23 protein-coding genes are annotated in these 26,107 nt (G+C 67.0%); 13 read left to right on the top strand and 10 right to left on the bottom strand.

Translation table 11 applies throughout. The annotated features are described in order from the left end of the window. The first annotated feature begins 15 nt into the window (after window positions 1-15). On the top strand, window positions 16-924 hold the full coding sequence (locus AC1DXX_RS07340; protein ID WP_478133514.1) for a ketopantoate reductase family protein: 909 nt from the start codon (window positions 16-18) through the stop codon (window positions 922-924). Here AC1DXX_RS07340 and gorA read toward each other — a convergent pair. After that, window positions 921-2,279, bottom strand: coding sequence for a glutathione-disulfide reductase (gene gorA / locus AC1DXX_RS07335; RefSeq protein ID WP_478133513.1), 1,359 nt, complete (start codon window positions 2,277-2,279; stop codon window positions 921-923). The genes AC1DXX_RS07340 and gorA overlap by 4 nt on opposite strands. Before the next feature lie 97 nt (window positions 2,280-2,376). After that, complete coding sequence (locus tag AC1DXX_RS07330) at window positions 2,377-4,263, bottom strand: DUF6600 domain-containing protein (protein WP_478133512.1); 1,887 nt, start codon at window positions 4,261-4,263, stop codon at window positions 2,377-2,379. Between the two features lie 139 nt (window positions 4,264-4,402). Between AC1DXX_RS07330 and AC1DXX_RS07325 the strand changes: the two genes are divergently transcribed. Continuing rightward, window positions 4,403-6,469, top strand: coding sequence for a PEP/pyruvate-binding domain-containing protein (locus AC1DXX_RS07325; protein ID WP_478133511.1), 2,067 nt, complete (start codon window positions 4,403-4,405; stop codon window positions 6,467-6,469). Window positions 6,470-6,482: 13 nt separating this feature from the next. Here the strand turns inward: AC1DXX_RS07325 and AC1DXX_RS07320 are convergent, their stop codons facing one another. From AC1DXX_RS07320 to AC1DXX_RS07305, 4 genes are all read right to left on the bottom strand, one after another. Further along, complete coding sequence (locus tag AC1DXX_RS07320; RefSeq protein WP_478133510.1) at window positions 6,483-6,743, bottom strand: hypothetical protein; 261 nt, start codon at window positions 6,741-6,743, stop codon at window positions 6,483-6,485. Window position 6,744: 1 nt separating this feature from the next. Continuing rightward, window positions 6,745-8,676, bottom strand: a complete 1,932-nt coding sequence (locus tag AC1DXX_RS07315) for a TRAP transporter large permease (RefSeq protein WP_478133509.1) — start codon at window positions 8,674-8,676, stop codon at window positions 6,745-6,747. 61 nt (window positions 8,677-8,737) lie between these two features. After that, on the bottom strand, window positions 8,738-9,406 hold the full coding sequence (locus AC1DXX_RS07310; RefSeq protein WP_478133508.1) for a TRAP transporter small permease subunit: 669 nt from the start codon (window positions 9,404-9,406) through the stop codon (window positions 8,738-8,740). Window positions 9,407-9,530: 124 nt separating this feature from the next. Continuing rightward, window positions 9,531-10,640 carry a TRAP transporter substrate-binding protein gene (locus AC1DXX_RS07305; protein WP_478133507.1) on the bottom strand — a complete coding sequence of 370 codons (1,110 nt, stop codon included), beginning with the start codon at window positions 10,638-10,640 and terminating at the stop codon, window positions 9,531-9,533. Window positions 10,641-10,861: 221 nt separating this feature from the next. On the opposite strand from AC1DXX_RS07305, the gene AC1DXX_RS07300 reads away from it, so the two are divergent. Then, entirely contained in the window at window positions 10,862-11,272 is a 411-nt protein-coding gene (locus AC1DXX_RS07300; RefSeq protein WP_478133506.1) for a rhodanese-like domain-containing protein, read from the top strand. 259 nt (window positions 11,273-11,531) lie between these two features. On the opposite strand, the gene lysM is transcribed toward AC1DXX_RS07300, so the two are convergent. Beyond that, window positions 11,532-11,993, bottom strand: coding sequence for a peptidoglycan-binding protein LysM (gene lysM, locus AC1DXX_RS07295; protein ID WP_478133505.1), 462 nt, complete (start codon window positions 11,991-11,993; stop codon window positions 11,532-11,534). Between the two features lie 134 nt (window positions 11,994-12,127). Here lysM and AC1DXX_RS07290 point away from each other — a divergent pair, with 134 nt between their 5' ends. Next, window positions 12,128-12,898, top strand: coding sequence for a type III pantothenate kinase (locus AC1DXX_RS07290; protein ID WP_478133504.1), 771 nt, complete (start codon window positions 12,128-12,130; stop codon window positions 12,896-12,898). 7 nt (window positions 12,899-12,905) lie between these two features. Here the strand turns inward: AC1DXX_RS07290 and AC1DXX_RS07285 are convergent, their stop codons facing one another. From AC1DXX_RS07285 to AC1DXX_RS07275, 3 genes are read right to left on the bottom strand one after another with little or no spacing between them, the layout of a single operon-like run. Then, window positions 12,906-14,249, bottom strand: coding sequence for a serine hydrolase domain-containing protein (locus AC1DXX_RS07285; RefSeq protein ID WP_478133503.1), 1,344 nt, complete (start codon window positions 14,247-14,249; stop codon window positions 12,906-12,908). Between the two features lie 29 nt (window positions 14,250-14,278). Next, complete coding sequence (locus AC1DXX_RS07280; protein ID WP_478133502.1) at window positions 14,279-15,094, bottom strand: crotonase/enoyl-CoA hydratase family protein; 816 nt, start codon at window positions 15,092-15,094, stop codon at window positions 14,279-14,281. Window positions 15,095-15,128: 34 nt separating this feature from the next. Continuing rightward, a complete protein-coding gene (locus AC1DXX_RS07275) occupies window positions 15,129-15,977 on the bottom strand; it encodes a 3-hydroxybutyryl-CoA dehydrogenase (protein WP_478133501.1) in 849 nt (282 codons plus the stop codon). 187 nt (window positions 15,978-16,164) lie between these two features. Between AC1DXX_RS07275 and purT the strand changes: the two genes are divergently transcribed. The 9 genes from purT to AC1DXX_RS07230 all read left to right on the top strand — a co-directional run bounded on the left by purT (window position 16,165) and on the right by AC1DXX_RS07230 (window position 26,055). Next, on the top strand, window positions 16,165-17,367 hold the full coding sequence (purT, locus tag AC1DXX_RS07270) for a formate-dependent phosphoribosylglycinamide formyltransferase (protein ID WP_478133500.1): 1,203 nt from the start codon (window positions 16,165-16,167) through the stop codon (window positions 17,365-17,367). 82 nt (window positions 17,368-17,449) lie between these two features. Next, a complete protein-coding gene (locus AC1DXX_RS07265) occupies window positions 17,450-18,391 on the top strand; it encodes an alpha/beta hydrolase (RefSeq protein WP_478133499.1) in 942 nt (313 codons plus the stop codon). Between the two features lie 111 nt (window positions 18,392-18,502). After that, the gene (locus AC1DXX_RS07260; RefSeq protein ID WP_478133498.1) at window positions 18,503-19,333 is read left to right on the top strand and encodes a helix-turn-helix domain-containing protein; all 831 of its coding nucleotides are present in this window, start codon (window positions 18,503-18,505) and stop codon (window positions 19,331-19,333) included. 15 nt (window positions 19,334-19,348) lie between these two features. Then, window positions 19,349-20,224, top strand: coding sequence for a branched-chain amino acid ABC transporter permease (locus tag AC1DXX_RS07255; RefSeq protein WP_354370476.1), 876 nt, complete (start codon window positions 19,349-19,351; stop codon window positions 20,222-20,224). Between the two features lie 6 nt (window positions 20,225-20,230). Next, window positions 20,231-21,307, top strand: coding sequence for a branched-chain amino acid ABC transporter permease (locus tag AC1DXX_RS07250; RefSeq protein ID WP_478133497.1), 1,077 nt, complete (start codon window positions 20,231-20,233; stop codon window positions 21,305-21,307). Continuing rightward, window positions 21,307-22,134, top strand: coding sequence for an ABC transporter ATP-binding protein (locus AC1DXX_RS07245; RefSeq protein ID WP_478133496.1), 828 nt, complete (start codon window positions 21,307-21,309; stop codon window positions 22,132-22,134). The genes AC1DXX_RS07250 and AC1DXX_RS07245 overlap by 1 nt, the downstream gene beginning before the upstream one ends. 55 nt (window positions 22,135-22,189) lie before the next feature. Beyond that, window positions 22,190-22,963 carry an ABC transporter ATP-binding protein gene (locus tag AC1DXX_RS07240; RefSeq protein WP_478133495.1) on the top strand — a complete coding sequence of 258 codons (774 nt, stop codon included), beginning with the start codon at window positions 22,190-22,192 and terminating at the stop codon, window positions 22,961-22,963. Between the two features lie 4 nt (window positions 22,964-22,967). Beyond that, window positions 22,968-24,848, top strand: coding sequence for an AMP-dependent synthetase/ligase (locus AC1DXX_RS07235; protein WP_478133494.1), 1,881 nt, complete (start codon window positions 22,968-22,970; stop codon window positions 24,846-24,848). Between the two features lie 43 nt (window positions 24,849-24,891). Then, window positions 24,892-26,055, top strand: coding sequence for an ABC transporter substrate-binding protein (locus tag AC1DXX_RS07230; RefSeq protein WP_478133493.1), 1,164 nt, complete (start codon window positions 24,892-24,894; stop codon window positions 26,053-26,055). Window positions 26,056-26,107 lie beyond the last annotated feature (52 nt).

Below are 26,107 nucleotides of genomic sequence, written 5' to 3'. Positions count from 1 at the left end.
CAAGGAAGTGAACCGATGAAAGTCGCAGTCATGGGCGCCGGCGCAGTCGGCTGCTACTACGGCGCCATGCTGGCGCGCGCGGGGCACGAGGTGGTGCTGATCGGCCGGCCCTCGCACGTGGAGGCCGTTCGCGCAAACGGGCTGCGGCTGGAAACAAAAACCTTCGATGAATACGTGCGACTCGGTGCGAGCACCGAAGCGAGCGCCGTGCAGGGCGCGGACCTGGTGTTGTTCTGCGTGAAGTCCACCGACAGCGAATCGGCCGCGGCGCAGATCAAGCCGCATCTTTCACCCGATGCGCTGGTGCTCACGCTGCAGAACGGTGTCGACAACGACGAGCGCGTGCGTTCGGTTCTGCCGTCCAACGACGTGGCCGCCGCCGTGGTCTACGTGGCCACCGAGATGGCCGGCCCCGGCCACGTGAAGCACCACGGCCGCGGCGAGCTGGTGATCGCGCCTTCGCGCACCAGCGAACAGGTGGCGCAGCATCTGGCCGCCGCCGGCGTGCCCATGCAGATTTCCGACAACGTGCGCGGCTCGCTCTGGGCCAAGCTGATCCTGAACTGCGCCTACAACGCGCTGTCGGCGGTGTCGCAGCTGCCTTACGGCGAACTCGTGAAGGGCGTGGGCGTGGCCGACGTGATCCGCGATGTGGTCGCCGAGTGCATGGCCGTGGCGAAGGCCGAAGGCGTCGTCATTCCGGGCGACACCGACGCCGCCGTGCGCGGCATCGCGCTGTCGATGCCCTCGCAGTATTCATCGACCGCGCAGGACCTCGCACGCGGCAAGCTCAGCGAGATCGACCACCTCAACGGCCTGGTCGTGCGGCGCGGCGAGGCGCTCGGCGTGCCCACGCCCGCGAACCGCGTGCTGTTCGTGATGGTGAAGCTGCTCGAAAGCAAGCAGCAGAAGACCGGCGGCTAGCCTGGCATCGGTTCGCGCATCGTCACGAACTCTTCGGCGGCAGTCGGGTGGATGCCGATCGTGCTGTCGAACAGCGCCTTCGTCGCCCCCGCGCGCATCGCCACCGCAAAGCCCTGCACCACCTCGCCCGCATCCGCGCCCACCATGTGCAGGCCGACCACGCGGTCGCTCTTCTTGTCCACCACCAGCTTCATGAAGGTGCGCTCGCTGCGGCCCGAGAGCGTGTGGCGCAGCGACTTGAACTCGCTGGAGAACACCGTGACCTCGCCGAACTTCGCGCGCGCGTCGAGCTCGGTGTAGCCGCAGGTGCCGATGTTCGGGTGGGTGAACACGGCCGTCGGGATGAACTCGTAGTCCATGCCGCGCTTGCCCTTGCCGAACAGCGCATCGACCACCACCATCGCCTCGGCCAGTGCTACCGGCGTGAGTTGCACGCGCGTGGAGACATCGCCCACCGCGTAGATGGACGGCACCGAGCTGCGGTAGTGCGCATCGACTGCGATGGCGCCTTTCTCGTCGAGCTTCACGCCCGCCGCTTCGAGGCCGAGGCCCTGTGTGTTGGGCACGCGGCCGGTGGCGAACAGCACCGCGTCGGCCTCGATCTGCTGTCCGCGCGCGAGGGTCACGACGAGGCCGTCCGCACCGCGCGCGATYGACGAGGCCTCGCAGTTCAGGCGCACTTCGACGCCCGCCTTGCCCATCTCGTTCGCGAGGAACTGCCGCACGTCGTCGTCGAAGCCGGTGAGCAGGTGTGCGCGGCGGTGCAGCTGCGTCACCTTGGCGCCCAGGCCGTTGAAGATCGACGCGAACTCGCAGGCGATGTAGCCGCCGCCCACCACCAGCAGCCGCTTCGGAAAGGGATCGAGATCGAACATCGCGTCCGATGTCACGATGTGCTCGCGGCCCGGAATGTCCGGCACGAAGGGCGTGCCGCCGGTGGCCACGAGCAGGTGGCGCGCGGTGTGGCGCTTGCCGTCGATTTCCACCGTGTGGCCGTCGACCAGTTGCGCCCATCCGGTGATCACGGTGACGCCCGAGTTCTTCAGCAGCGAGGCGTAGATGCCGTTGAGCCGCCCGATCTCTTTTGCGCGCTGCGACTTGAGGTGTGCCCAGTCGAACTGCGGTTCGGAGGCCAGCTTCCACCCGTAGCCCGCGGCTTCCTCGAACGACTCGGCATAGCCGGCCGCGTAGCTGTAGAGCTTTTTCGGGATGCAGCCCACGTTGACGCAGGTGCCGCCGAGTTCGGCCGCTTCGGCCAACGCCACGCGGGCGCCTGTCTGCGCGGCCATGCGCGCGGCGCGCACGCCACCGCTGCCGCCGCCGATGACGAAGAGATCGAAGTCGAATGTGGGCATGAGAAAGAAGCTCCTTGCGGCCGACTGTAGCGGTCGGCCGAAGGCAGTGCTGCCTTCGGGGCTTGCGCGCGATGCCCGTCACCGCGCGGCAGAACGGTCAGCGCTGGTCCGGCGTGGTCCAGAGCCGCCGGTTGTCGTCGCCGCGCGGCCCCTGTTGCGGTTGCGCCGGTTGTGCCGGTGGTGCGAAGCCGCGCTGCTGCTGCATTGCGCGCACCTGGGCTTCCTGGGCCTGACGCATCGCGTTCTGTTGCTGGGCCTGGGTCTGCTGCACCTGCGCGGCACGCTGCTGCGCTTCCTGCTGCTGGCGAAGCAGCTGCTGTTGGGCCTGCGCCTGTTGCGCCGCGCGCTGTTGCTGCATCTGCACTTGCTGCTGCTGCGCTTGTGCCTGGGCGGCACGCTGCTGCATCTCCTGTTGCTGGCGCAGCGCCTCCTGTTGTTGTTGCTGGCGCTGAAGCCGTTGTTGCTGCTGCCACTCCTGCTGCTGGCGCGGCTCCTGCTGTTGACGCGCGCCCTGCTGACGCTGCCATTCCATCTGCTGATGCTGCTGTTGTTGCGCCGCCTGCGCCTGCGCCGCGCGCTGCTGCATCAGCTGGAGCTGTTGCGCCTGCTGGAACTGCATCTGTTGCTGCCGCCCGATCAGCGCCGCCGCCGGCGGCGGCGCAGCGGCCGGCCGGCCGAAGCCGCCGCCGGAGCCGCTGATGGCGATGCCCGGCGTGGGCATCACCGGAACACGCGCAAAGCGATCGTCCGGCAGCCGCACCAGGTCGCGGCGGTTGAAGGGGCCGCGGCCGAAGCGGTCGGCCGGCAGCACGGTCACGGCGCCCGGCATCTGCTGGTTGGCATAGAAATCGTTGGCCTGCCGGTTGCGCAGCGCCATGCGATTCACCTGGTCCAGGTAGCGCTGGCTCGCGCTGTAGCCGGGCCGCCATGGCTCGCCCGGCGCCAAGGGGAACCAGCCCACGCCATTGCGGCCGCTGCCGATCTGGAAGCTTGCATTCGCGCCGCCGCTGCCGCCGACGAAGCCGACCAGCGCGGGCGAATACACCGGCCGCGCCTGGGGCCGGCCGGGCACCCAGGCCCAGCGCGGGCCCACGCGCACCCAGCGGCCGTAGTGGAAGGGGGCGAAGCCCCAGGGCGCGGCATCGACCCAGGTCAGGCCCCAGGGCGCCACGTTCACCCACTGGCCGTCGCGGTAAGGCGCCCAGTCGGCGTCCACATTGCGCGGGAACCAGACGTCGCCATAGGTGGCGTCGTTCTGCCAGTCGCCGTAGTTGTCGAGCTGCTGGTAGCCGACCACCTCGCGCGACACGTAGCGCGCGGAGACCGACTGGTCCTCGATGCGGTTGCGCTCGGCCACCCAGGCGTCGAAGCTGACGGCCTGCGACGGGGCGCCGGCCACGGCGACCAGGTTGCGGCCCGACACGGTGAGCTGCTGGCGCGCATCCAGCGATTGCGATTCGCCGTTCTCGCCATACAGCGTGACGTGGCCCGAGGCCACCGCGATCCAGGTGGTGCCGGCGGCCGGGTCGGCGGCGATGCGGTATTCGCCCGGCGCATCGATCACCACCGCGAGGTTGCCGGTGTCGACTTCGACGCGCTGGCCTGCGAGGTCGTCGCGCACACGCAACTGCAGGTTGCCCTGGTTCGAGGTGAGCCGCACGGTGTCGTCGTCGAGTTCCGAGAACTCCACATGGGTCTGTCCGTCGAGCCGCAGCGCCGCCGAGCCGATGTGGATTTCCGCGCGCGCGTTGCGGTCGGCCCAGAGCCGGTCGCCGGTGGTGAGGGGGCGGTTGGGCTGTGCGTCGTACCAGCTCTCTTCGCCGGCCGGCGAGAAGCTCACCGTGCCCTGCTGGAGGCTGAGGCGGGCCACGCGACCCGGCGGATCCTGCTGGGCGCTGGCTGCGACACCGAGGCACAGCAGCGCCAGACCGAGCAGCCATCGGTGCAGCGGGCGATGAAGAGGCGAAGAGGCGGGGCTGTTCATGGTTTGTCTCTGGTTCCCGGGACCGGGTGAAGCGATGCATTTTTGTAACGCGCGAGAATCCGCTGCCGCTGTCAGTGCTTGCCACCTGCTTGGTGAAGCGCGCGCACATTCGGCAACTGCTTGTAATGAGGGATCCAGGATGAAAAACGATTGCAATGCCCGTCCATCGGGTGAAGTGCGCTACCAGAAAAATAGCGGCGCTTGGCTGCGCACCGGCGGGATGGCCATGCTTGCGCTCGGGGCGATGGCCTTGATGGCCGCGCCGGCTTGCGCGCAACTCGCGCGCAAGCCCTCCTACTACCAGCAGCAGAACCAGCCGCAACCCGAGGGACCTGCCGCGCAGATCGTCCCCCGCCCCGCGATGCCGGCGTCACTGCCGGCGCTGGGCAGCCAGGGCGACTTCGCCAGGCTGGCGCGCGTCTACGATGTCGGCACGCCGATGCAGCTCGCCCACGTGCTCTTCGTCGTCGACCGCCAGGCCAGGCCGGTGCGCACCTATTACATCGACACGCCGCGCTACCAGCTGCATGTGCGCTTCGTGCGCGACACAGGGCTCTCGCCGCGCGCGGGCAAACGCGAGATCGACCGCAACTACCTCGTGCCCGATCGCCGATTCCTGTTCGGCACGCTGAGCTGGCAGCAGAACATCGGAAGCTTCACCTACGAGTTCTGGGAGGGCGACCAGCTCACCGTGCCGCTGCTGCGGCAGGCGGACGCCCAGGTGAAGGCCAGCTTCTTCGCGCCCGTGAAGTTCAAGACCAACTCCACCCTGCACGAGCGGGTCGCGAAGGAAGCGGGCATCGATTTCGTGAGCCAGGAGGCGCTGATCCGCGAACAGCCCTACATGCCGATGAACCTCGGCACCGCCACCGGCCGCGTGCGCATCGTGGACGACGCTTCGGGCCTGAACGCGCTGTTGCCCGACGACATTGCCGTGCTGCGCCAGGTGCCGATCAACCTGCCGCCCGTGGCCGGCGTGCTGACCGAGCGGCCCTCGACCGCGCTCTCGCACGTCAACCTGCTGGCCAAGGGCTGGGGCATTCCCAACGCCTATGTGCGCGATGCGGCGACCGTGCTGCGCGAGCATGCGGGCCAATGGGTGGCGCTCAAGGTGGCGGCCTCGGGCTACCAGCTGCGCCGCCTCACGGCGGATGAAATCGCGGCACTGCCGCCGCGTGCCGTGCGCAGCGCAGCCACCGGCGCGGTGCCCGGCAGCGACAGGGCCGTCAAGCCCGACCTGCGCGAAACCCGCCTGCTGCCGCTGGCCTCGCTGCGCGCGCGCAACAGCGCGCAATGCGGTTCCAAGGCCGCCAATCTCGGCGCCATGCTGGCCGCGCGCATTCCGTCCACCACGGTGCCCGACGGTTTCTGCATTCCGTTCGCGCACTACGACCGCTTCATGCGAACGAACGGCCTGGCCGATCGCCTGGCGCGCATGCAGCAGCAGCCCGGTTTCGCGAGCGATCCGCAGCAGCGGCAGAAGGCGCTGGCGCAACTGCGCGACGAGATCGTGAAATGGCCTGTCGATGCCGCCACCGCGGCGGCCTGGCGTGCCGCATGGCAGTCGCAACTGGGCGGCGGCGGTGTGTTCGTGCGCAGCTCGTCCAACTCCGAAGACCTGCCCGGCTTCAGCGGCGCGGGGCTCTACACCACGGTGCCCAACGTCAAGACCGGCGACGCGCTCGAGCTGGCGGTGAAGAAGGTCTGGGCCTCGGTGTTCAACCCCGAGGCCTGGGAGGCGCGCAGCGCCGCGGGTTTCGGCGCCGAGTCGGTGCTGATGGGCGTGTTCGTGCAGACCGCCATCGACTCGACCAACGCCGGCGTGATGATCACGCGCGACCCCTTCGACGCGGGCCACCCGCACGTCACCTACATCTCGGCCAAGCGCGGCATCGGCATCCGCGTGGTCGAGGGGCAGCGCGTGGCCGAGCAGGTGATGTATTCGAGCTGGTCGAAGGCGATCCAGGTGCTGAGCCGGTCGGCCGAAGAGACCGCGCTGCAGCTCGACAAGGATGGCGGGGTGAAGGAGGTGCCGGTGGAGCTTGGCCGCAACGTGCTGACCGACGAGCTGGTGGTGCGGCTTGCCAACGTGGGGGCGGCCGTGAAGCGCACGTTCAATGCGGTCGACCAGGACATCGAGTGGGCGACGGTGGGGGACAGGATCGTGCTGTTGCAGGCGCGGCCGTATGTGGAACGGCGGCGTTGAGGGGTAAGCGCGTTCAGCGCGCGCTTTTCTCAAGCATCTGCCCGACGTCCTGGGACTCACCGGGGTCCTTGTAGTGGTACCAGGCTTCGTGCGGTGACCATTCACCGCATGCCAGGCATTGCGTCTTCGGCCATTTCACGCCGCAACCCGGGCAGACGCCGCGGGTCCAGAAGGTGTTCCATGTGGTCCCGCAACTGGGAACGCAGTCCCAGCGGTCTTCGGGCTGCGGCCTGAATTCGCAATGCGGGCAAAAAATCTCGGCCTTGTCTTCCATGTCAGCCGTACAAATACTGCGGCAACCATAACGTCAACCCCGGCCAGATGTACATGAACACCATGCACAGGATCACGATCAGCATGTACGGCATCATCCCCGCGAAGATCTGGTTGAGCGTCACGTGCGGTGGCGACACTCCCTTCAGGTAGAAGGCCGACATTGCCACCGGCGGCGACAGGAACGCCGCCTGCAGGTTCACGAACACCAGCACGCCGAACAGCAGCGGGTCGATCTGGAAGTGCGCGAGCAGCGGCAGGAAGATGGGCACGAAGATCACGATGATCTCGGTCCACTCGAGCGGCCAGCCGAGGATGAAGATGATCGCCTGCGAGAGCAGCAGGAACTGCAGCGGGCTGAGGTCCATGCCCAGCACCCATTGCTCGATGATGCGCTGGCCGCCGAGCAGCGCGAACACCGCCGAGAACAGCGCCGAGCCCACGAACAGCCAGCAGACCATCGAGGTGGTCTTGAGCGTGAGGAACACGGCCTCCTTGGTCTTCTTGAAGTTCAGCGTGCCGGCTTGCCACGCCATCAGGAAGGCGCCGGCCGCGCCCACTGCAGCCGACTCGGTGGCGGTCGTGATGCCGAACAGGATCACGCCCAGCACCACCAGCGTGAGCGTGGCGAGCGGCATCACCGACGACACCAGCATGCGCAGGATCTCGAACTGCTCCGCATCCATGCGCCAGTAGTACCAGGCCAGCAGCACGAGCGTGAAGAGGCTGGCCACCAGGAAGCCCGTGTAGAAGGCTTCGGGCACCGCGGCGGTCTTCGGCGCATCGACCGCTTCGCCGAGCTGTTGCAGGCCGCCCTCGGCAGCCGTCGGGGCCGAGGAAGCGGCTTCGCTGCCGGGTGGCTCCTCGACGCCGCCGGGCGGCTCCTGCAGGCCGCCTTCCGATGCGGGCTCCTTCGGCTCTTCGGATGTCGGCGGCTCGGCGAGCCCGGTCCCGGAGGAAGCCTCGGGCAGCGCCGCAGCCGTTCCCGCGGCCTTCTGTGTCGCCTGCTGCTCCGCCACCGGCGCGTTGTTGTCCTTCTGCGAGTAGATCGCCACGTACCACCAGACCGAGCCCAGCGTCACGGCCGCGAGCGCCAGCGGCACCAGCGCGCTCAGCAGGCTGCGCAGCAGCATCCACCAGGTGATGCGCACGCCGTCGGCCGCGCCGCGCAGCGCGCGCGCCGGCGACACCACGGCCGCGGCGAGCGCAGGCAGCATGCGCGGCGAATAGCTGGCAGCGATGTGTGCGACCCAGGGCGAGATCGGCGCGCGCTGCTCGTCGGCCGGCAGCTTGGGCGCGACCTTCGGTTGCAGCACGGCCCAGCCGATCACGTAGATCAAATAGAGAAAGGCGAGGAAGAAGCCTGGGAACATCGCCGCCGCATACAGCTTGACCACCGACTGTCCGGCGACGGCCGCGTACACGATGATCATCACCGAGGGCGGAATCAGAATGCCGAGCGTGCCGCCGGCCGTGATCACGCCGGCTGCGAGGCGCGTGTCGTAGCCGGCGTTGAGCATCGGCCGCATCGCGATCACGCCCATCAGCACCACCACCGCGCCGACGAGGCCGCTCGCGATGCCCCAGAAGGTGCAGACGATCAGCGTCGTCACCGCGAGCGAACCCGGCACGCGGCGGAAGGCGAGCTGCACGCTGTGGAACATCTTGTCGACCAGCGCACCGCGCTCCATCACATAGCCCATCAGCACGAACAGCGGGATGGACAGCAGCGTCTCGTTGGTCATGGCACCGAAGGCGCGCTGCACCATCAGGTCGAAGATCTTGTTGTCGAGCCAGTGCGACGCGGGGTCGTAGAAGGCGATGAAGCCGAAGAACATGCCCAGCCCCATCAGCGTGAACGCCGTGGGAAAGCCGAGCATGATCACGACCACGATCAGGCCGAGCATCGAGAGGCCGAGTGCGGGTTCGCTCATTCGGTAACCTCCGTGTTTCGCACTTCGGTGCGAGCTTGCTTGGGGCGGCCCGGCGCGGCGCTCATCTGGTGCCTCCCGTCGTGTCGCTCTTGCGCTGCTGCGCGGCCTGCTCGATGGCCTTGGCCCGCTCGATCACCTCGCGCTTGTCGGCTTCGTCGACATAGCTGCTGCCGGCGAGCTGCTCGCCGACCACGTCCATTTCTTCCGCGTCCTTCAGGCGTGGCGTCCACGCGCCGGTCTTCAGGCACAGCACGCAGCGCACCATCTCGGCAATGCCCTGTATGAGCAGCACCGCGCCGGCCACCGGAATGACGAACTTGAAGGGATAGAGAGGGATGGGGTCGGCATTGAAGGTCTGCTCATGCATCGCGAGCGATTCGCCGAAGTAGGTCCAGCCCGACCAGGTGAGCGCCACCACGCCCGGCAGGAAGAAGAGCGCGAACAGCACGAGGTCGAGCGCGGCCTGCGTGCGCGGCTTCATGCTGCCGTAGAGGAAGTCGCCGCGCACATGGCCAGCCTGCGACAGCGTGTAGGCCCCGCCCATCATGAAGAGCGTGCCGTAGAGCATGTTGTTGGCGTCGAAGATCCAGGCGGTGGGCGCGTTGAGCGCGTAGCGCTTGAAGACCTCGCCGCACACCAGCAGCATCAACACCACGATGAGCCACGAGAAGGTCTTGCCGACGATCATGCTGAACCTGTCGACGGTGTGGAGGAAGCGTTGAATGTTCATGTCATGGCATATCGGTAAGCAAGACCGGTCGTGAAACACCGTGGAACCGGCTTCGCCGGGCCACAGGTGTTGCCCCCTGGAAGGGGGAAGGCGCGCGCGACACGAAGTGCGCGAAGACTGGGGGTCAGCCCTTCTTCTTGCTGAAGTAGTGGTTGTAGGCCATCTTGAAGTCGACCCCGTAGTCGTTCTGCCACTGCAGCGCACGCTCGGCAAACACGCGCTGCGACTCCAGCACCTTCTTGAAGAGCGGGTTCTCCTCGGCCTTCTTGGCGATCGTCTTGTCCCAGGCCGCGAGCTGCGCGCGCAGCACCGCATCGGGCGTCTTGTAGAACTTGATGCCGGCCTTCTTCATGTCGGCATAGTCCTGCGAGTTGCGCTGCACCGCCTTCCAGCTCATGTCGGCGCTCGCGGCCTGTACGGCGTAGTCGATGATCGAGCGCAGCTCCTGCGACAGGGCGCTGTACTTGCCCTTGTTGAACAGCACCTCGAACTGCTCGCCTGACTGGTGGAAGCTCTGCAGCATGCAGTTCTTCACCACGTCGGGGAAGCCGAGCGTGCGGTCGCTCGATGCGTTGTTGAACTCGGCGGCATCGATCAGCCCGCGGTCGAGCGCAGGCACGATCTCGCTGCCGGGCAGCGGGTTCACGGCCGTGCCCATCTCGGTGAACATGTCCACGGCCAGCCCGACGGTGCGGAACTTGAGTCCCTTCATGTCCTCGACCTTGGCCACCGGCTTCTTGAACCAGCCCAGCGGCTGCGTGGGCATCGGGCCGTAGAGGTACGACACCACCTCCATGTTCAGGCTCTTGTAGATCTCCTCGAGCAGGACCTTGCCGCCGCCGTAGTTGTGCCAGGCCAGCACCGTGTTGGCGTCCATGCCGAAGCCCGGGCCCGAACCCCACAGCGCGAGCGCCGAGTTCTTGCCGTAGTGGTAGGCCACCACGCCATGGCCGCCGTCGAGCGTGCCCTTGTTCACCGCTTCGAGCAGCTGAAACGCCGGCACCACCGCGCCCGATGGCAGCACCTCGATCTTGAGGCGCCCGCCGGCCATGTCATTGACCTTCTTGGCGAAGTCGTTCGCGTATTCGTGGAAGATGTCCTTGGCCGGCCAGGTGCTCTGGAAGCGCAGCGAGGTGGTCTGGGCCATGCTGACCATCGGCGCCGACATGGCGCCTGCGGCCACGGCCGCGCCCTTGAGCAGGTTGCGGCGGCGGGGTGATTTGCTGTCTGTCATGTTGTCTCTCTCCATACAAGTTCTGATGACCGAAGAAACCCTGCCCGCCTTCCTGGCGTAATGTTCGGCAGGCCCAAGCCGCATCTTTGGCGCGCGGGATAGCGCGACAAACAGGGTTTTCACGAACTGGTGAAAAATTCCACCATCCGGCGCGGCACGGGACAACGTGAAGGTGGCCGCTGCCTTTGAAGTAACCCTATTGACTGGAAGGACGCAGAGAAATGACTGAACCCGTTGGGGAAAAGGGCTACGCCGGCGACGTGACGCCCGAGCAGGCTGCGCAATGGCTGGCGAGCGGCGAGGCCGTGCTGGTCGACGTGCGCACGGACGCCGAGCGCGAATGGGTCGGCTACGTGCCCGGCGCCGTGCCCCTGGCCTGGAAGCAGTGGCCGGGCATGGCGCTCAACCCGGCTTTCGACGACGGCATCCGCGCCGCCGGCGAGGGCCGGAAGAAACTGGTGCTGCTGTGCCGAAGCGGCGTGCGCTCCATCGCCGCCGCGAAGCGCGCCACCGAACTGGGCCTGGAGGCCTACAACATCCTCGAAGGCTTCGAGGGCAATCCGGACGAGCACGGGCACCGGGGGCAGATCGGCGGCTGGCGCAAGCGTGGGCTGCCGTGGAGGCAGAACTAGGATTCGGGGCGCGCTCACACCGCCAGCGTGATCGCTCAGAGCAGTCGTTGTTCAGCCGCAAACCGGCAGCGTGCCCTCGTGCGCAGGGCACCGGGTACTCCCCGCAGCGAAATAAAGGAGGAGCGAAGCGGGGGACATTCGCGGAGGGGAGTACCCGGTGGCCTGTGCACGCGTCCCGAGCAAAAGCGCCCCCGAAAGAAATGAAAAAGGCCCACCGAAAACGGTGGGCCTTGTCGTTGCGCCTGCGAAAAGGATCAGCTCACAGCGCCGGGATGCGCAGCTTCTGGCCCGGATAGATCTTGTCCGGGTGGCTCAGCATCGGCTTGTTCGCCTCGAAGATCGCGTTGTACTTGTTGGCATCGCCGTAGTACTTCTTCGAGATGGCCGAGAGCGTGTCGCCCTTCACCACGTCGTGGTACTGGGCGGGCGGCGCGGCCGGTGCGACCAGGTTGTTGTCGACGCTCGTGACGTTCGCCACGTTGCCCGCGGCGAGCGAGGCTTTCTCGCTGGCTTCCTGCGAGGGCGCCTGGCCGGCGAGGGTGACCACGCCGGTGCTTGCAACGTAAGTCACCTCGAGGCCGGTGAGACCGAGGTTCTGCGTCTCGATGTAGGTCTTGATGGCCGCGGCGGCCGCCGCGTTCGCGTCGGGCGTGGCGGCCTGGGCCGACGATCCGCCGAACAGTTTTTCTCCGGCTTCCTTGATGAAACTGAGCAATCCCATGGTGTTCTCCTTGTGCCGTGGTGGATGGAATTTGCGAATGTAGCGGTGGAACGCGGGGCGCCGGCGTAGGCCCACGCCGCGTGTGTCGACAGCGTGCCAGCAGGAATAACCACAAAGTCGCAATAATCCCGCGCATGGCATCCCCCTTCCTTGCAATCGACATCGGCAACACCCGCCTCAAATGGGCGCTCTACGACGGGGCGCATCCGGGCGCCGCGTTGCAGGCGCAGGGTGCGGAATTTCTCGACCACATCGAACGGCTGGCCGACGGCCCCTGGGCCGACCTGCCGGCACCCGGCGCCATGCTGGGCTGCGTGGTGGCCGGCGACACCCTGCGGCGCCGCGCCGAGGAGCAGATCGTCGAGCGCTTCGACTGCGCACCGCGGTGGGTGGTGTCGAGCGCGGCCGAGGCCGGCATCGTGAACGGCTACGACCATCCGACGCGCCTGGGCGCCGACCGCTTCGTGGCGATGATCGGCGCGCGCCATCGCATGCTCGCGCAAGGGCCGGCGCGGCCGATGGTGGTGGTGCTGATCGGTACGGCCGTCACGGTGGAGGCGATCGACGTCAGCGGCAAGTTCCTGGGCGGGCTGATCCTGCCGGGCCACGGCATCATGCTGCGCGCGCTGGAGTCGGGCACGGCCGGGCTGCATGTGCCCACCGGCGAGGTGCGCGAATTTCCCACCAACACCAGCGATGCGCTGACCAGCGGCGGTACCTACGCCATCGCCGGCGCCGTCGAACGCATGGTGCAGCACGTGCGTTCGCACTGCGGCGCCGAGCCGGCCTGCTACATGACCGGCGGCGCGGGGTGGAAGATGGCACCCGTCATGAACGGGGACTTCGAGCTGGTCGAGAGCCTGATCATGGACGGCTTGCTGGTGATCGCCAAAGAGCGAGGCTAAGGGCGGATCAGGGGCGCATCAGCGCCTCGGCCACCGCCTGGAACGCAGGCAGCGTCAAGGGATCGTTCCCCGCATTCGCCGCCACCGGGTGCGCGGCGTAGCGCACGATCACCATTTCCGCCTTCGGATCGACATAGATGCTCTGGCCGTGGATGCCACGCGCCATGTAGGCGCCGTGCGGGTTGTTCGTGACCCACCACATGTTGCGGTACGACCAGCCCGGCAGCAGCGCATAGCCGGCCTTGGCGAATTTGGCAGGGTCGCCGCCGCGCTGGATGTCCTCCACCACCGCCTTCGGAATGGCCTGCTGCCCGTTGGACGCGCGGCCGCCGTTGCGCATGGTCTCGCCGAAGCGCGCGATGTCGCGCAGCACGGTGTTCAACCCGCCGCCGCCCGATTCGGTGCCGATGCGATCGACCATGAAGTACGCGTCCTGCTCGGCGCCGATGCGGCGCCAGATCTTCTCGCTCAGCAGATCGGCCAGCGACTGGTTGCTGGTGCGGCGCAGGATCCAGGCGAGCACCTCGGCATTCACCGTCTTGTAGGCGAAGGCGGCGTCGTGCGCGCCTTCCTTCTTCAGCGTGGCGAGGAATTCGTAGAACGACTTGGGGCCCGTGTAGTTCGCGCCCTGCACCAGCATGCCGCCGGCGCGCGCGTAGTCCCAGATCTCGGCCTTGGGGTCGGCGTAGTTCTCCGAATAGTGCACGCCGATGGTCATGTCCATCACCTGGCGCACGGTGGCGTCGCCGTAGGCGGTGTCCTTGAGTTCGGGCAGGTACCGGGTGACCGGCGCCGACGGGTCGAGCCGGCCTTCGTCCGCGAGGATGGCCGCCAGCGTGCCGACGAAGGACTTGGTGACCGACATCGCGATGTGCGGCCGGTCGGGCGTGAGCGCGCCGAAATACTTTTCATAGACCACGCGGCCGCGGTGCAGCACGAGGATGCCGTCGGTGTAGGTGCGCGGAATCATCTGGGCGAAGGTCACCGTCTCGTCGTTGCCTGCATTGCCCAGGGGTTTGAAGCTGACGGCCTCGATGTCGTTGCGCAGCGCCACCGGCAGCGGGCTGGCCGCGCCGCTGCCGCGCCACACGTTGGCAGTGGGCACCGTCTCGCGCACATGCGAGAAGCTCCAGCGCGTGCGCGGAAATGCGCCGCCGGCCGGGTTGTCGAAGGTGATCTGCTTCTCGGGCAGGGGCGGAAAGCCCTTCATCCAGCCCAGGGCCTCGACCGAGGTGGCCGCGGGATCGGGGAGCGCGGCAGGCGCGGCGGTCTGGGCGTTGGAGGTGTTCACGGCAAGGAGTGTGAAGGCGGCGGCGAGCGCCGTGCGTTGGGTGCGTTGGAAGAGGGACATGGTCAACAAGGCTCCGGCAGAATTCATCATCAACGACCGCTGAACCGCGCCGGCCGGCGCTCGACGAAGGAGCGCACGCCTTCGGCGGCGTCTTCGCTGTTCGACAGGCGCTTCTGCGTCTCGATGAATTCCGACACGGCCGCGAGCGGCCCGTGTTCGATGGCCTTGATCACATTGAGCCGGGTGGCGACCACCGCCAGCGGTGCTTGCGCCGCGATGCGCTGCGCGATGGCCAGCGCCGCGTCGAGCTCCTGCCCGGCCGGCACCACCTTCTGCACGAAGTTGAGCCGGTACGCCTCCACGCTGTCGAACTCGTCGGCCGTCAGCAGGTGCAGCATTGCATTGCCCACGCCTGCGCGTTCGGCCATGCGCAGCGTGGCGCCGCCCGTGGCCATGATGCCGCGCTGCACTTCCATCTGCGAGAAGCGGCAGTTGTCGGCCGCCACCACGATGTCCGCGCCCAGCATCAGCTCGATGCCGACCGTGAAGCAGATGCCCTTCACCGCCGCCACCATCGGCTTGGTGCGGCGGCGGTAGTCGGGCAGGCCGAAGTCGTGCGGTTCCACCAGGCCCGCCGGAATCGCTTTCTCGCCGCGCTTCATGTACTCGGTGACCGCCGGCAGGTCGAGCCCGGCCGTGAAGTGGTCGCCGAAGGCATGCAGCACGCCCACGCGCAGCGCCGGGTCGTCGTCGAGCCGGGTGTAGGCCTCGGCCAGCTGCCTGAACATCGGCGGCGTCCAGCCGTTGCGCTTGGCGGGGCGGTTGATGCCGATCAAGAGCACGTGGTCGATCACCTGGGTGTCGATGCAGCCTTCTGCGGGTGGGGTGGTGGGCGTGGCGGTCATGTCGTTTGTCTCCTTGTTTTTGTTTGACGCCGGATCAGTACGTATACACGCCGCGGCCGGTTTTGCGGCCCAGCTGGCCGGCCGCCACCATTTCCTTCAAGAGCGGGCAGGGGCGGTACTTGGAGTCGCCGAACTGATCGAGGTAGACCTCCATCACGGCCAGGCACACGTCCAGGCCGATCATGTCGGCCAGCGCCAGCGGGCCGATGGGCTGGTTGCAGCCCAGCTTCATGCCGGCGTCGATGTCTTCGGCGGTCGCGATGCCTTCGGACAGCACGAAGAAGGCCTCGTTGATCATCGGCACCAGGATGCGGTTGACCACGAAGCCCGGCGCGTTCTTCACCGTGATCGGCGACTTGCCGAGCTTCTCGGCCAGCGCCTTGACGGCGTCGTGCGTGGCGTCGCTCGTGAGGTAGCCGCGGATCAGCTCCACCAGCGCCATCATGGGCACCGGGTTGAAGAAGTGCATGCCGATGAAGCGGTCGGGACGTGAGGTGGCGGCCGCGAGCTGGGTGATCGAGATCGACGAGGTGTTCGACGCGATGATCACCTCGGGCGCCAGCAGCTCGTCGACCTGCTTGAGGATCTTGAGCTTGAGCGCGTGGTTCTCGGTGGCCGCCTCGATCACGAGCTGCGCGCCCTTGAGGTCGTCGTAGTTGGTCGAGCCCTTGATCAGCGCGAGCGCCGCGGTCTTCTGCTCGGCGGTGAGCTTTTCCTTCTTGATCAGCCGGTCGAGGCTGCCCGACACGGTGGCGAGGCCCTTGTCGACAGCCGCCTGGGCGACGTCGATCATCACCACGTTGACGCCGGACACCGCGCAGGCCTGCGCAATGCCATTGCCCATCGTTCCGGCGCCGATGATGCCGACGGTCTGGATAGTCATGAGAAAACTCCTTGAAGAACAAAAAAAAGGGGAAGGGGGAGCGGGTGGGGCGCCAGGCGGCCACCGCGGCAGGACATCGATTGTGAAGCAGCCCCGCCGGGGCGCCGTTGCCGCGCGTGACACGGGCGGTTCACGGGTGGCTTACAGTGCTGCGGTTGCTTTTTCCTCCTTCTTTCCTGTCTCGACCATGACCACCCTCGGTACCCCTCTTTCCCCTTCCGCCACCCGCGTGATGCTGCTCGGCTCGGGCGAACTCGGCAAGGAGGTGCTGATCGCCCTGCAGCGCCTCGGCGTCGAGACCATCGCGGTCGACCGTTACGAGAACGCGCCCGGCCAGCAGGTGGCGCACCATGCGCGCACCATCACCATGAGCGACCCCGAGCAGCTCAGGGCGTTGATCGAAGCCGAAAAGCCCACGCTCGTGGTGCCCGAGATCGAGGCCATCGCCACGCCGATGCTGCAGCAGCTCGAAGACGCAGGCGTCGTTCGCGTGATTCCCACCGCCCGCGCCGCCCGCCTCACGATGGACCGCGAAGGCATCCGCCGCCTGGCCGCCGAAACGCTGGGCGTGCCCACCAGCCCCTACAAGTTCTGCGACTCGCTGGCCGAGCTGCAGGCCGCCATCGACGGTGGCATTGGGTACCCCTGCATCGTCAAGCCCGTGATGAGCAGCTCCGGCAAGGGCCAGAGCAAGATCGACGGCCCGGCCGACGTGCAGAAGGCCTGGGACTACGCCATGGCCGGCGGCCGCGTGAGCCACGGGCGCGTGATCGTCGAGGGCTTCATCGACTTCGACTACGAGATCACGCTGTTGACCGTCCGCGCCAAGGACGCCGCCGGCGCCGTGCAGACCCAGTTCTGCGACCCCATCGGCCACGTGCAGGTGAGCGGCGACTATGTGGAAAGCTGGCAGCCGCACCCCATGGCGCCGGCCGCGCTGCAGAAGGCGCAACAGATCGCGCAGGCCGTCACGGCCGACCTCGGCGGCCAGGGCCTGTTCGGCGTCGAGCTGTTCGTGAAGGGCGACGAGGTCTGGTTCAGCGAAGTCAGTCCGCGCCCGCACGACACCGGGATGGTCACCATGGCCACCCAGTGGCAGAACGAGTTCGAACTGCATGCGCGCGCCATCCTCGGCCTGCCGGTCGACACCTCGCTCAAGAGCCCGGGCGCCAGCGCGGTGATCTACGGCGGCGTCGACGCCACCGGCATCGCCTTCGACGGCGTGGCCGACGCGCTGCAGGTGCCGGGCAGCGACATCCGCCTGTTCGGCAAGCCAGAGAGCTTCACGAAGCGCCGCATGGGCGTGGCGCTGGTGCATGCGGCCGACACCGACACGGCCCGCAAGCTCGCCAAGGAAGCCGCCTCGCGCGTGAAGCCGCGCCGCGCTTAGCCAGTTTCCGCAAGCCGCGCCCGCCGGGCGCGGGCATGGTGCGGGAAGATCGAGGGACATCCACTCGCCCCCCGGAGACACCATGCTGCACCCCCAGGCCCGCGCCTTGCTCGACTTCATCGAGGCGCGCGGCATCCCGCCGACCCACACGCTGTCGCCCGCCGATGCGCGGGCCTTCTACCGCGAGCGCCGTGCCGCCACGCAGCCCCTGCCGGCGGAGGTGGCCGAAGTGCGCGACCTCGCGGCGGAAGGGCCGCACGGCACCATCCCCGTGCGCCTCTACCGGCCGCTGGGCTCGGGCGCCGGTCCGCTGCCGGTGCTGGTGTATTACCACGGCGGCGGCTGGGTCATCGGCGACCTCGACACGCACGACGTGCTGTGCCGCGAGCTGGCCAACGGCGCGGGCTGCGCGGTGGTCGCCGTCGACTACCGCATGGGCCCGGAGCACCGCTTTCCCGCCGCCGTCGACGACGTGCTGGCCGCCACCCGCTGGGTGCGCCGCGAGGCCGCGACGCTGGGGCTCGATGCAAGCCGCCTCGCAGTCGGGGGCGACAGCGCCGGCGGCAACCTCGCGGCCGTGGTGGCGATCGCGGCGCGCGATGCGGGTGACCTGCCCATCGTCTTCCAGCTGCTGATCTATCCCGCCACCGACATGCGCCGCGGCCACCCGTCGCACCAGGCGAACGGGCAGGGCTACCTGCTGACCAGCGACACGATGACGTACTTCCACGACCACTACATCACCGACCCGAAGCACGACCTCGACTGGCGCGCCTCGCCGCTGCTGCACACCGACCTGTCGGGCCTGCCGCCGGCGCTGGTGATCACCGCCGGCTACGACCCGCTGCGCGACGAAGGGCTGGCCTATGCCGAGGCGCTCACCGCCGCGGGCAACCGCGCGAACTACGTCTGCTTCGAGCGCCAGATCCATGGCTTCGTCACCATGGGCAAGGTGCTCGACGAAGCCAACACCGCCGTCGCGCTTTGCGCCACCGAGTTGCGGCGCGCATTGGCCGCGGCCTAGGGAAAGTCCCCGCGCAAATGCATGCCGCGCAGCCGGCTCGCGCCGCTACGATCCAGCGAACGCGACGCCATCCCCCGGTTGGCAGTTGACCCGATGCAGGAGACAAACACCATGCAGCGAACGAGGACTGCGCCGCCGGAAAACGGTGGCGTACGGCAGGGCGAACGCCTCATGTGGCTGACGCCGCAGCGCGTGTTCTACGCCGGGCTGCTCGGCGCCGCCGCCGAGCGCACGATGGGCGGGCACGGCGTGTACGTGGCGCCCGCGGGCGTGCCGCCGATTCGCATTCGCATCGGCGGCGGCGCCTGGCAGACGGGCGAGCTGATCGTGGTGCCGCCACAGGTGCCGCACCATGTGGAGAGCGAACATCCGCTGATCTTCAACCTGCTGATCGAATCGGAGTCGATCGACCCCGCGCGCATGCCCGCCTTCATGCAGCACTGCGGCCCGGTCGATGCGCCGTACTTCGTGCAGCGTGTGCGCGATGTCCATGCGCACCTGCTGGCAGCTTCGGACCGCGGCACGAATTTCGATGGCCTCGACTTCGATACGCTGTTCTTCGGCGAGGCGCTCGCACCGCGCACGATCGATGCACGCATTCGCAAGGTCATCGACGCCCTCGTCGCCGACCCGGCCGCGCCCACCTCGGCCGAAGACTGCGCGGCCTCGGTGCACCTGTCGTTCTCGCGATTCCTGCATCTGTTCAAGCAGGAAACCGGCATGGCGTTCCGCGCGTTCCGGGCCTGGAAGCGCGCGCGCAGCCTGCTGCGCCATGTGCGCCAGACCACCACGCTGACCGACATCGCGCTCGACACCGGCTACCCCGACTCGACGCACTTCAGCCATTCGATCCGCCAGGTCTACGGCCTGAAACCCAGCGACATCCTGGCCGGCTCGCGCCGCCTTGCGCTGCACGACGCGGCCGGTGGCTTCAGGCACTAGGCGCAGAAGGGCCCCATGCAGATCCTCCAACTCCTGCTGTCGGGCATTGCGCAAGGTTGCATCTACGGGCTGATCGCGCTGGGCTTCGTGCTGATCTACAAGGCCACCGAGACCGTGAGCTTCGCGCAGGGCGACCTGATGATGCTCGGCGCCTTCGGTGCGTTTGCCGGCATGTCGCTGTTCGGCCTGCCGTTCTGGCTCGCGGCCATCCTGGCGGTGGTGGCGATGGCGGCTTTCGGCGTGCTGCTCGAACTGGTGGTGATCCGCCCGATCCTCGGGCAGCCGCAGTTCTCGATCGTGATGCTGACCATCGGCATCGCGTACGTGGCGCGCGGCCTCATCACCATGGTGCCGGGCATCGGCACCGACACCCACACGCTGGCCGTGCCCTACAAGGACCAGATCTGGAAGCTGGGCGGGCTGGTGGTCAACCTCGAGCAGCTCGCGATCATCATCGCGACGGCCATCCTGTGCGGCCTGCTGTTCGCGATGTTCCGCTACAGCAAGCTCGGCATCGCGATGCAGGCGTCGTCGCAGAACCAGCTCGCGGCCTACTACATGGGCATTCCGGTGAAGCGGCTCAACGGGTTGGTGTGGGGGCTGGCGGCGGCGGTTGCGGCCATCGCCGGCATGCTGCTCGCACCCATCACTTTCGTGCACGCGAACATGGGCTTCATCGGGCTCAAGGCCTTTCCGGCCGCGGTGGTGGGCGGTTTCGGCAGCCTGCCGGGCGCGATCGTCGGCGGGCTGGTGATCGGCATCGTCGAATCGTTCGCGGGTTTCTATTTGCCCGACGGCTTCAAGGACACGGCACCCTACATCGTGGTGCTGCTGATGCTCATGATCAAGCCCAACGGTCTCTTTGGCGAAAAGCTGCGCAAGAAGGTTTAGCTCGATATGCGCTTCGTTTTCAAGACCAGCTACGACCAGGACATCCGGCTCGCCCGGCACGGCGGCCATGTGTTCTGGTACGGCCTGCTTGTGGCGTTCCTCGTCATCGCGCCGTGGGTGATCGACGAGTACTGGCTCGCGCAGCTGACCTTCGTGCTGATCTACGGCATCGTCGGGTTGGGGTTGATGCTCCTGGCGGGGTTCACGGGGCAGTTCTCCATCGGGCATGCGGCGTTCCTGGGGGCGGGGGCGTATACGCAGGGCGTGCTGACCAACATGGGCGTGCCGTTCCCGATTGCGCTGCTCGCGGCTGCGGCGCTGTCGGCGGCGGTGGGCGTGGTGGTCGCCCTGCCGGCGCTGCGCGTGAAAGGCATCTACCTCGGCATCGCGACGCTGTCGTTCGGCTTCATCGTCGAGGAGGTGTTCGCGCGCTGGGAGAGCGTCACGGGCGGCAATGCGGGGCTGCATGTGAAGTCGCCGCAGCTCTTCGGCTGGTCGCTGGGATCGGGCGACGGCTTCTACTTCCTGTGCCTGGTGGTGGCGGTGCTCAGCACGCTCGGCATCCTGAACCTGCTGCGCTCGCCGACCGGCCGCGCCTTCGTCGCCATTCGCGATTCCGAAATCTCTGCGCAGAGCATGGGCATCCATCTGGCGCGCTACAAGACGATGTCGTTCGCAATCTCGGCCGCGCTCGCGGGGCTGGGCGGTGCGTTGTATGCGCACAAGCTGAGCTTCATCTCGCCCGACCAGTTCAACATCCTGCAGTCGATCGATCTGTTGCTGATGGTGGTGATCGGCGGGCTCGGCTCGGTGCACGGCGCGTTCCTGGGCGCCATTTTCCTGATTGCCATGCCGCAGCTGATCTCGATGGGCAAGGACTGGTTGCCGGCCGTCGTCGGCCAGGCGCCCGGCCTGCAGGGGCTGGTCTACGGCCTCGTGCTGATCGCCTTCGTGCTGTTCGAGCCGCTGGGCCTGTACGGCCGCTGGCTCAAGATCCGAACCTGGCTGCAGCTCTTCCCGTTCTACCGCAAGGGCCTTTTCAAGCGGCAGAAGTCGTTCACCAAATCAGACCGGTTGAGATGATGAGCAACGGCAGCGGCGACATTCTTCTTTCGGCGAAAGACCTGAGCGTGCGCTTCGGCGGCGTGCTCGCGGTCAACAAGGTGAGCTTCGACGTGCGGCGCGGCGAGGTGTTCACGCTGATCGGCCCGAACGGTGCGGGCAAGACCACGGTGTTCAACCTGATCAGCCGCATCTACACGCCGACCATGGGCGAGATCACATGGCACGGCGAGGCGGCCGGAGCGCTTGCGCTGACGCAGCAAGCCCCGCACACCATCGCGGCGCTGGGCATCGCGCGCACCTTCCAGAACATCGAGCTCTTCGAGCACGCGACCGTGTTGCACAACCTGCTGATCGGTCGGCACACGCACCGGCAGACGGGTTTCTGGAGCGAGGTGTTCTTCACGCCCGCCACGCGGCGTGCCGAGATCCAGGCGCGCGAGAAGGCGGAGCAGGTGATCGAACTTCTGGACCTTCAGCACCACCGCGATTCGATGGTGGCCGGTTTGCCTTACGGCGTTCGCAAGGTGGTGGAGCTGGCGCGTGCGCTGTGCACCGAGCCCAAGCTGCTGCTGCTCGACGAACCGTCGTCGGGGCTCAATGTCGAAGAGACGGCCGACATGGCGTTCTGGATCCAGGACATCCAGCACGAGCTGGGCGTGTCGGTGCTGATGGTCGAGCACGACATGTCGCTCGTGTCGAAGGTGTCCGACCGCGTGCTGGCGATGAACATGGGCGAGGTGCTGGCGACCGGCACGCCGCGCGAGGTGCAGGCCGACGAGCGTGTCATCGAGGCGTATCTCGGGACCGTGGACGACGTGAGCAGCTTGAGGAGGGTGGCGGCATGAGCCATCGGGCCGCTCCCAAGGCGAATACCGCAGCGCGCAGCGCGGAGGTTACCCAATGAGCGACGTCGTCCTCCAGCTGCTCAACGTGGAAAGCGCCTACGGCCCCATCAAGGCCATCCGCGGCGTGAGCCTGAAAGTCAGGCAGGGCGAGATCGTGACAGTTCTCGGCTCCAACGGCGCGGGCAAGACAACGATCCTCAAGACCATCTCGGGAATCATCGACCCCCGAAAAGGCAGCATCGAATTCCAGGGCAAGGACATCACCGCCAAGGACCCGGCCCACATCGTCCAGCAGGGCTTGAGCCACGTGCCCGAAGGCCGTGAAGTCTTCCCCTTGCTCTCGGTGAAAGACAACCTGCTCATGGGTGCCTACACCCGCAAGGACCGCGATGGCGTGGCGCGAGACATGGAGAGCGTCTACACCTACTTCCCCATCCTGCGCGAAAGAGCCACGCAGGACGCCGGCCTGCTCTCGGGTGGACAGCAGCAGATGCTCGCCATTTCGCGCGCCATCATGGCCGCGCCGCATCTCATCCTGCTCGACGAGCCCAGCCTTGGCCTCAGCCCCAAGCTGACCAAGGAGATCTTCGAGATCGTCGTGCGCATCAACCGCGAGCGCGGCACCACCATCCTCCTGGTCGAGCAGAACGCCAACATGGCGCTCAACGCCGCCGATCACGGCTATGTGCTGGAGAACGGCCGCATCGTGATGGAAGATGCCTGCGACCGTCTGAGAGAGAAAGAAGACATCAAGGAGTTCTACCTCGGCGTGAAAGACGACGGCGTGCGCGGCGAGCGGCGCTGGAAAAAGAAGAAGAACTGGAGATGAGGACATGAGCACACTGGCCCTGCGCGCTCCTGCCGGTCTCTGGGACCTCGCGCACCTGCAGCCCCGGCTCGACGTCGTCGTGCCCGGCGACACCATTCCCGCCGTGTTCTGGAAGGCCGTGGAACTGCGCAGCGACAAGGTCTGGATGCGGCAGAAAGAGTTCGGCATCTGGCGCACCTGGACCTGGCGGCAGACCGCCGAGGCCGTGCGCGAGATTGCGGGCGGCCTGCTGGCGCTGGGCTTCGGGCACGGCGAGTGCGCGTCGATCCTCTCCAACACCGTCATCGAATGGGTGCTGTGCGATGTCGCCGTGCTCAGCTGCGGCGGCGTGTCGAACGGCATCTACCCCACCGACGCGGCCTCGCAGGTGACCTACCTCTGCGAAGACTCGCGCACCACCGTGCTCTTCGTCGAGGACGACGAGCAGCTCGACAAGGCGCTGGAAGTGCGCGGTCAGCTGCCGCTGCTGCGCAAGGTGATCGTGTTCGACATGGAAGGCCTGCGCGACCTCCACGACCCCGGCGTCATCAGCCTGGACGCCTTGCGCGCGCTCGGCCGCGACCACCTCCAGGCCCACCCGCAGGCGCTGGAACAGCGCATTGCCGGCTGCCGGCCCGAGGACCTTGCCATCCTCGTCTACACCTCGGGCACTACCGGCAAGCCCAAGGGCGCGATGCACAGCCACCGCGGGCTGGTCTACACCATGCGCGGCTACAACACCCTGCTGGCCCAGGGCGAGACCGACGAGCGCATGTGCTTCCTGCCGCTGTGCCACATCGCCGAGCGCATGGGCGGCGAATACTTCGCGATGTACACCGGCTCGATCCTCAATTTCGTCGAGAACCCCGAGACCGTGCCCGAGAACGTGCGCGAGATTTCGCCCACGGTGTTCACCGCCGTGCCGCGCGTGTGGGAGAAGTTCTATTCGGGCGTGATGATCGCCCTCAAGGAAGCCAGCCGCCTGCAGCAGGCCGCCTACGGCTGGAGCATCGGCGTCGGCCAGCAGATCGCCGAGCGCGTGCTCCAGGGCAAGCCGGTAGGAGCGGGGCTGCGCTTCAAGTTCCGCATCGCGCGCTGGCTGGCGCTCGACAACGTGCGCAAGCTCATCGGCATCCACCGCGCGCGATTCCTGGTGACCGGCGCCGCGCCGATTTCGCCCGATCTCGTGCGCTGGTACCTTGCGCTCGGCGTGCCCATGCTGGAGGTGTGGGGCATGACCGAATCGTGCGGTGCCTCCACCGGCGTGCCGCCGTCGCGCATCAGCCCGGGCTCGATCGGCCCGGCCACCAGCTACAACGAGGTGCGCCTCGACCCGCAGACCGGCGAGATCCTGGTGCGCGGCCCCAATGTCTTCATGGGTTACCTCAACCTGCCCGAAAAGACCGCCGAAACCATCGACGCCGACGGCTGGCTGCACACCGGCGACGTCGGCCTGGTCGACGCGGAAGGGTATTTCCGCATCACCGACCGCATGAAGGACATCATCATCACGGCAGGTGGAAAGAACATCACGCCGAGCGAGCTGGAGAACGAACTCAAGTTCAGCCCCTACATCACCGATGCGGTGGTGATCGGCGACAAGAAGCCCTACCTGACGGTGATCGTGATGATCGATCAGGAGAACGTCGAGAAGTTTGCGCAGGACCACGATGTGCCATTCAGCAACTACGAAAGCCTCACGCGTGCGCAAGAGGTGCTGGACCTGATCCAGGGCGAGATCGACCGCGTCAATGCCAAGTTTGCGCGGGTCGAGCAGATCAAGAAGTTCTTCCTGCTCGAAACGCAGTTGAGTGCCGAGGACGAAGAGCTCACGCCGACGATGAAGCTCAAGCGCAAGCTGGTGCAGACCAAGTACGCCGACCGCATCGAGGCCATGTACCGCTGACCGGCTGCCCGTTTTTTGTGTGTCAACCCGAGGAGACAACCGCATGAAGCTCAAGACAGTGACGACTCTGGCCGTGCTGGGCCTGATCGCGACGTTCGCGTCCGCGCAGCAACAGGGCGTGAGCAAGGACGAGATCCGGATCGGCACGATCCAGGATCTGTCGGGTCCGCTCGCGGGCTTCGGCAAGCAGGCGCGCAACGGCATGCAGCTGCGCGTGGACGAACTCAACGAGCAGGGCAACGTCAACGGCCGCAAGCTCAAGCTCTTCGTCGAGGACTCGGGCTACGACCCGAAGAAGGCCGTGCTTGCGGCGCAAAAACTGGTCAACCAGGAAAAGATCTTCATCATGGCCGGCCACATCGGCACGGCGCAGAACATGGCGGCGATGCCGGTGCAGTTCGAGAAGAACATCGTCAACTACATGCCGATCACCGCGGCGCGCGAAATGTACGAGCCCCTGAACCGGCTCAAGTACTCGTTCGCGGCCACCTACTACGACCAGATCAGGCTGGCGCTGCCCAAGATGATCAAGGAGAAGGGCGCGAAGAAAGTCTGCACGATCTACCAGGACGACGAGTTCGGGCTCGAGGTGCAGCGCGGCGCCGAAGCGGGCCTCAAGACGGCGGGCCTGGAGCTGACCGAGAAGACCTCGTTCAAGCGCGGCGCCACCGACTTCAGCTCGCAGGTCGCCAAGATGAAGGCCGCCAATTGCGACCTCGTGGTGCTCGGCACCATCATCCGCGAGACCATCGGCACCGTGGGCGAGTCGCGCAAGACGGGCTTCAACCCGACCTTCCTGGGCTCGAGCGCGTCCTATACCGACCTAATCCACAAGCTGGGCGGCAAGGCGATGGACGGCATCTACGCCACCATGACGGTGCAGAACCCCTACACCGACGAGCAGTCGCAGCCGCTGCGCTTCTGGGCCAACAAGTACAAGACCAAGTTCAACGAAGACCCGACGGTGTTCTCGGTGTACGGCTACGTGATCATCGATTCGTTCATCAAGGCGGCGACGAAGGCCGGCCCGAACCTGACGACCGACAGCTTCATCAAGGCGATGGACAGCATGACCTTCGAGCCCGACATGTTCGGCAGCCCGAAGAGCAGCTACACCGCCACCAAGCGCCTGGGCAACGACCTGTCGCGGCTGTCGCAGATCAAGGACGGGAAGTGGGTCGTCGTCTCGGATTACGTCACGCCGTAAGACCGACTCGCCAGTACCGGGGAGGGCGGCTATATTTCGTCGCCAAACCCCT

This window comes from Variovorax sp. P4_B10 (genome assembly GCF_056402375.1).
This window is presented reverse-complemented; position numbering and strand designations above follow the sequence as displayed.

Bases quoted from the DNA above. Each gene is read 5' to 3' on its own strand.
- AC1DXX_RS07320 (WP_478133510.1), bottom strand. From the start codon at position 6,743: ATGGAAGACAAGGCCGAGATTTTTTGCCCGCATTGCGAATTCAGGCCG.
- AC1DXX_RS07235 (WP_478133494.1), top strand. From the start codon at position 22,968: ATGAGCACACTGGCCCTGCGCGCTCCTGCCGGTCTCTGGGACCTCGCG.
- AC1DXX_RS07290 (WP_478133504.1), top strand. From the start codon at position 12,128: ATGGCATCCCCCTTCCTTGCAATCGACATCGGCAACACCCGCCTCAAA.
- AC1DXX_RS07300 (WP_478133506.1), top strand. From the start codon at position 10,862: ATGACTGAACCCGTTGGGGAAAAGGGCTACGCCGGCGACGTGACGCCC.
- AC1DXX_RS07325 (WP_478133511.1), top strand. From the start codon at position 4,403: ATGAAAAACGATTGCAATGCCCGTCCATCGGGTGAAGTGCGCTACCAG.
- AC1DXX_RS07255 (WP_354370476.1), top strand. From the start codon at position 19,349: ATGCAGATCCTCCAACTCCTGCTGTCGGGCATTGCGCAAGGTTGCATC.
- AC1DXX_RS07250 (WP_478133497.1), top strand. From the start codon at position 20,231: ATGCGCTTCGTTTTCAAGACCAGCTACGACCAGGACATCCGGCTCGCC.
- AC1DXX_RS07330 (WP_478133512.1), bottom strand. From the start codon at position 4,263: ATGAACAGCCCCGCCTCTTCGCCTCTTCATCGCCCGCTGCACCGATGG.
- AC1DXX_RS07245 (WP_478133496.1), top strand. From the start codon at position 21,307: ATGAGCAACGGCAGCGGCGACATTCTTCTTTCGGCGAAAGACCTGAGC.
- AC1DXX_RS07340 (WP_478133514.1), top strand. From the start codon at position 16: ATGAAAGTCGCAGTCATGGGCGCCGGCGCAGTCGGCTGCTACTACGGC.
- AC1DXX_RS07305 (WP_478133507.1), bottom strand. From the start codon at position 10,640: ATGACAGACAGCAAATCACCCCGCCGCCGCAACCTGCTCAAGGGCGCG.
- AC1DXX_RS07315 (WP_478133509.1), bottom strand. From the start codon at position 8,676: ATGAGCGAACCCGCACTCGGCCTCTCGATGCTCGGCCTGATCGTGGTC.
- AC1DXX_RS07260 (WP_478133498.1), top strand. From the start codon at position 18,503: ATGCAGCGAACGAGGACTGCGCCGCCGGAAAACGGTGGCGTACGGCAG.
- lysM (WP_478133505.1), bottom strand. From the start codon at position 11,993: ATGGGATTGCTCAGTTTCATCAAGGAAGCCGGAGAAAAACTGTTCGGC.
- purT (WP_478133500.1), top strand. From the start codon at position 16,165: ATGACCACCCTCGGTACCCCTCTTTCCCCTTCCGCCACCCGCGTGATG.
- AC1DXX_RS07285 (WP_478133503.1), bottom strand. From the start codon at position 14,249: ATGTCCCTCTTCCAACGCACCCAACGCACGGCGCTCGCCGCCGCCTTC.
- AC1DXX_RS07275 (WP_478133501.1), bottom strand. From the start codon at position 15,977: ATGACTATCCAGACCGTCGGCATCATCGGCGCCGGAACGATGGGCAAT.
- AC1DXX_RS07240 (WP_478133495.1), top strand. From the start codon at position 22,190: ATGAGCGACGTCGTCCTCCAGCTGCTCAACGTGGAAAGCGCCTACGGC.
- AC1DXX_RS07265 (WP_478133499.1), top strand. From the start codon at position 17,450: ATGCTGCACCCCCAGGCCCGCGCCTTGCTCGACTTCATCGAGGCGCGC.
- AC1DXX_RS07280 (WP_478133502.1), bottom strand. From the start codon at position 15,094: ATGACCGCCACGCCCACCACCCCACCCGCAGAAGGCTGCATCGACACC.
- AC1DXX_RS07310 (WP_478133508.1), bottom strand. From the start codon at position 9,406: ATGAACATTCAACGCTTCCTCCACACCGTCGACAGGTTCAGCATGATC.
- AC1DXX_RS07230 (WP_478133493.1), top strand. From the start codon at position 24,892: ATGAAGCTCAAGACAGTGACGACTCTGGCCGTGCTGGGCCTGATCGCG.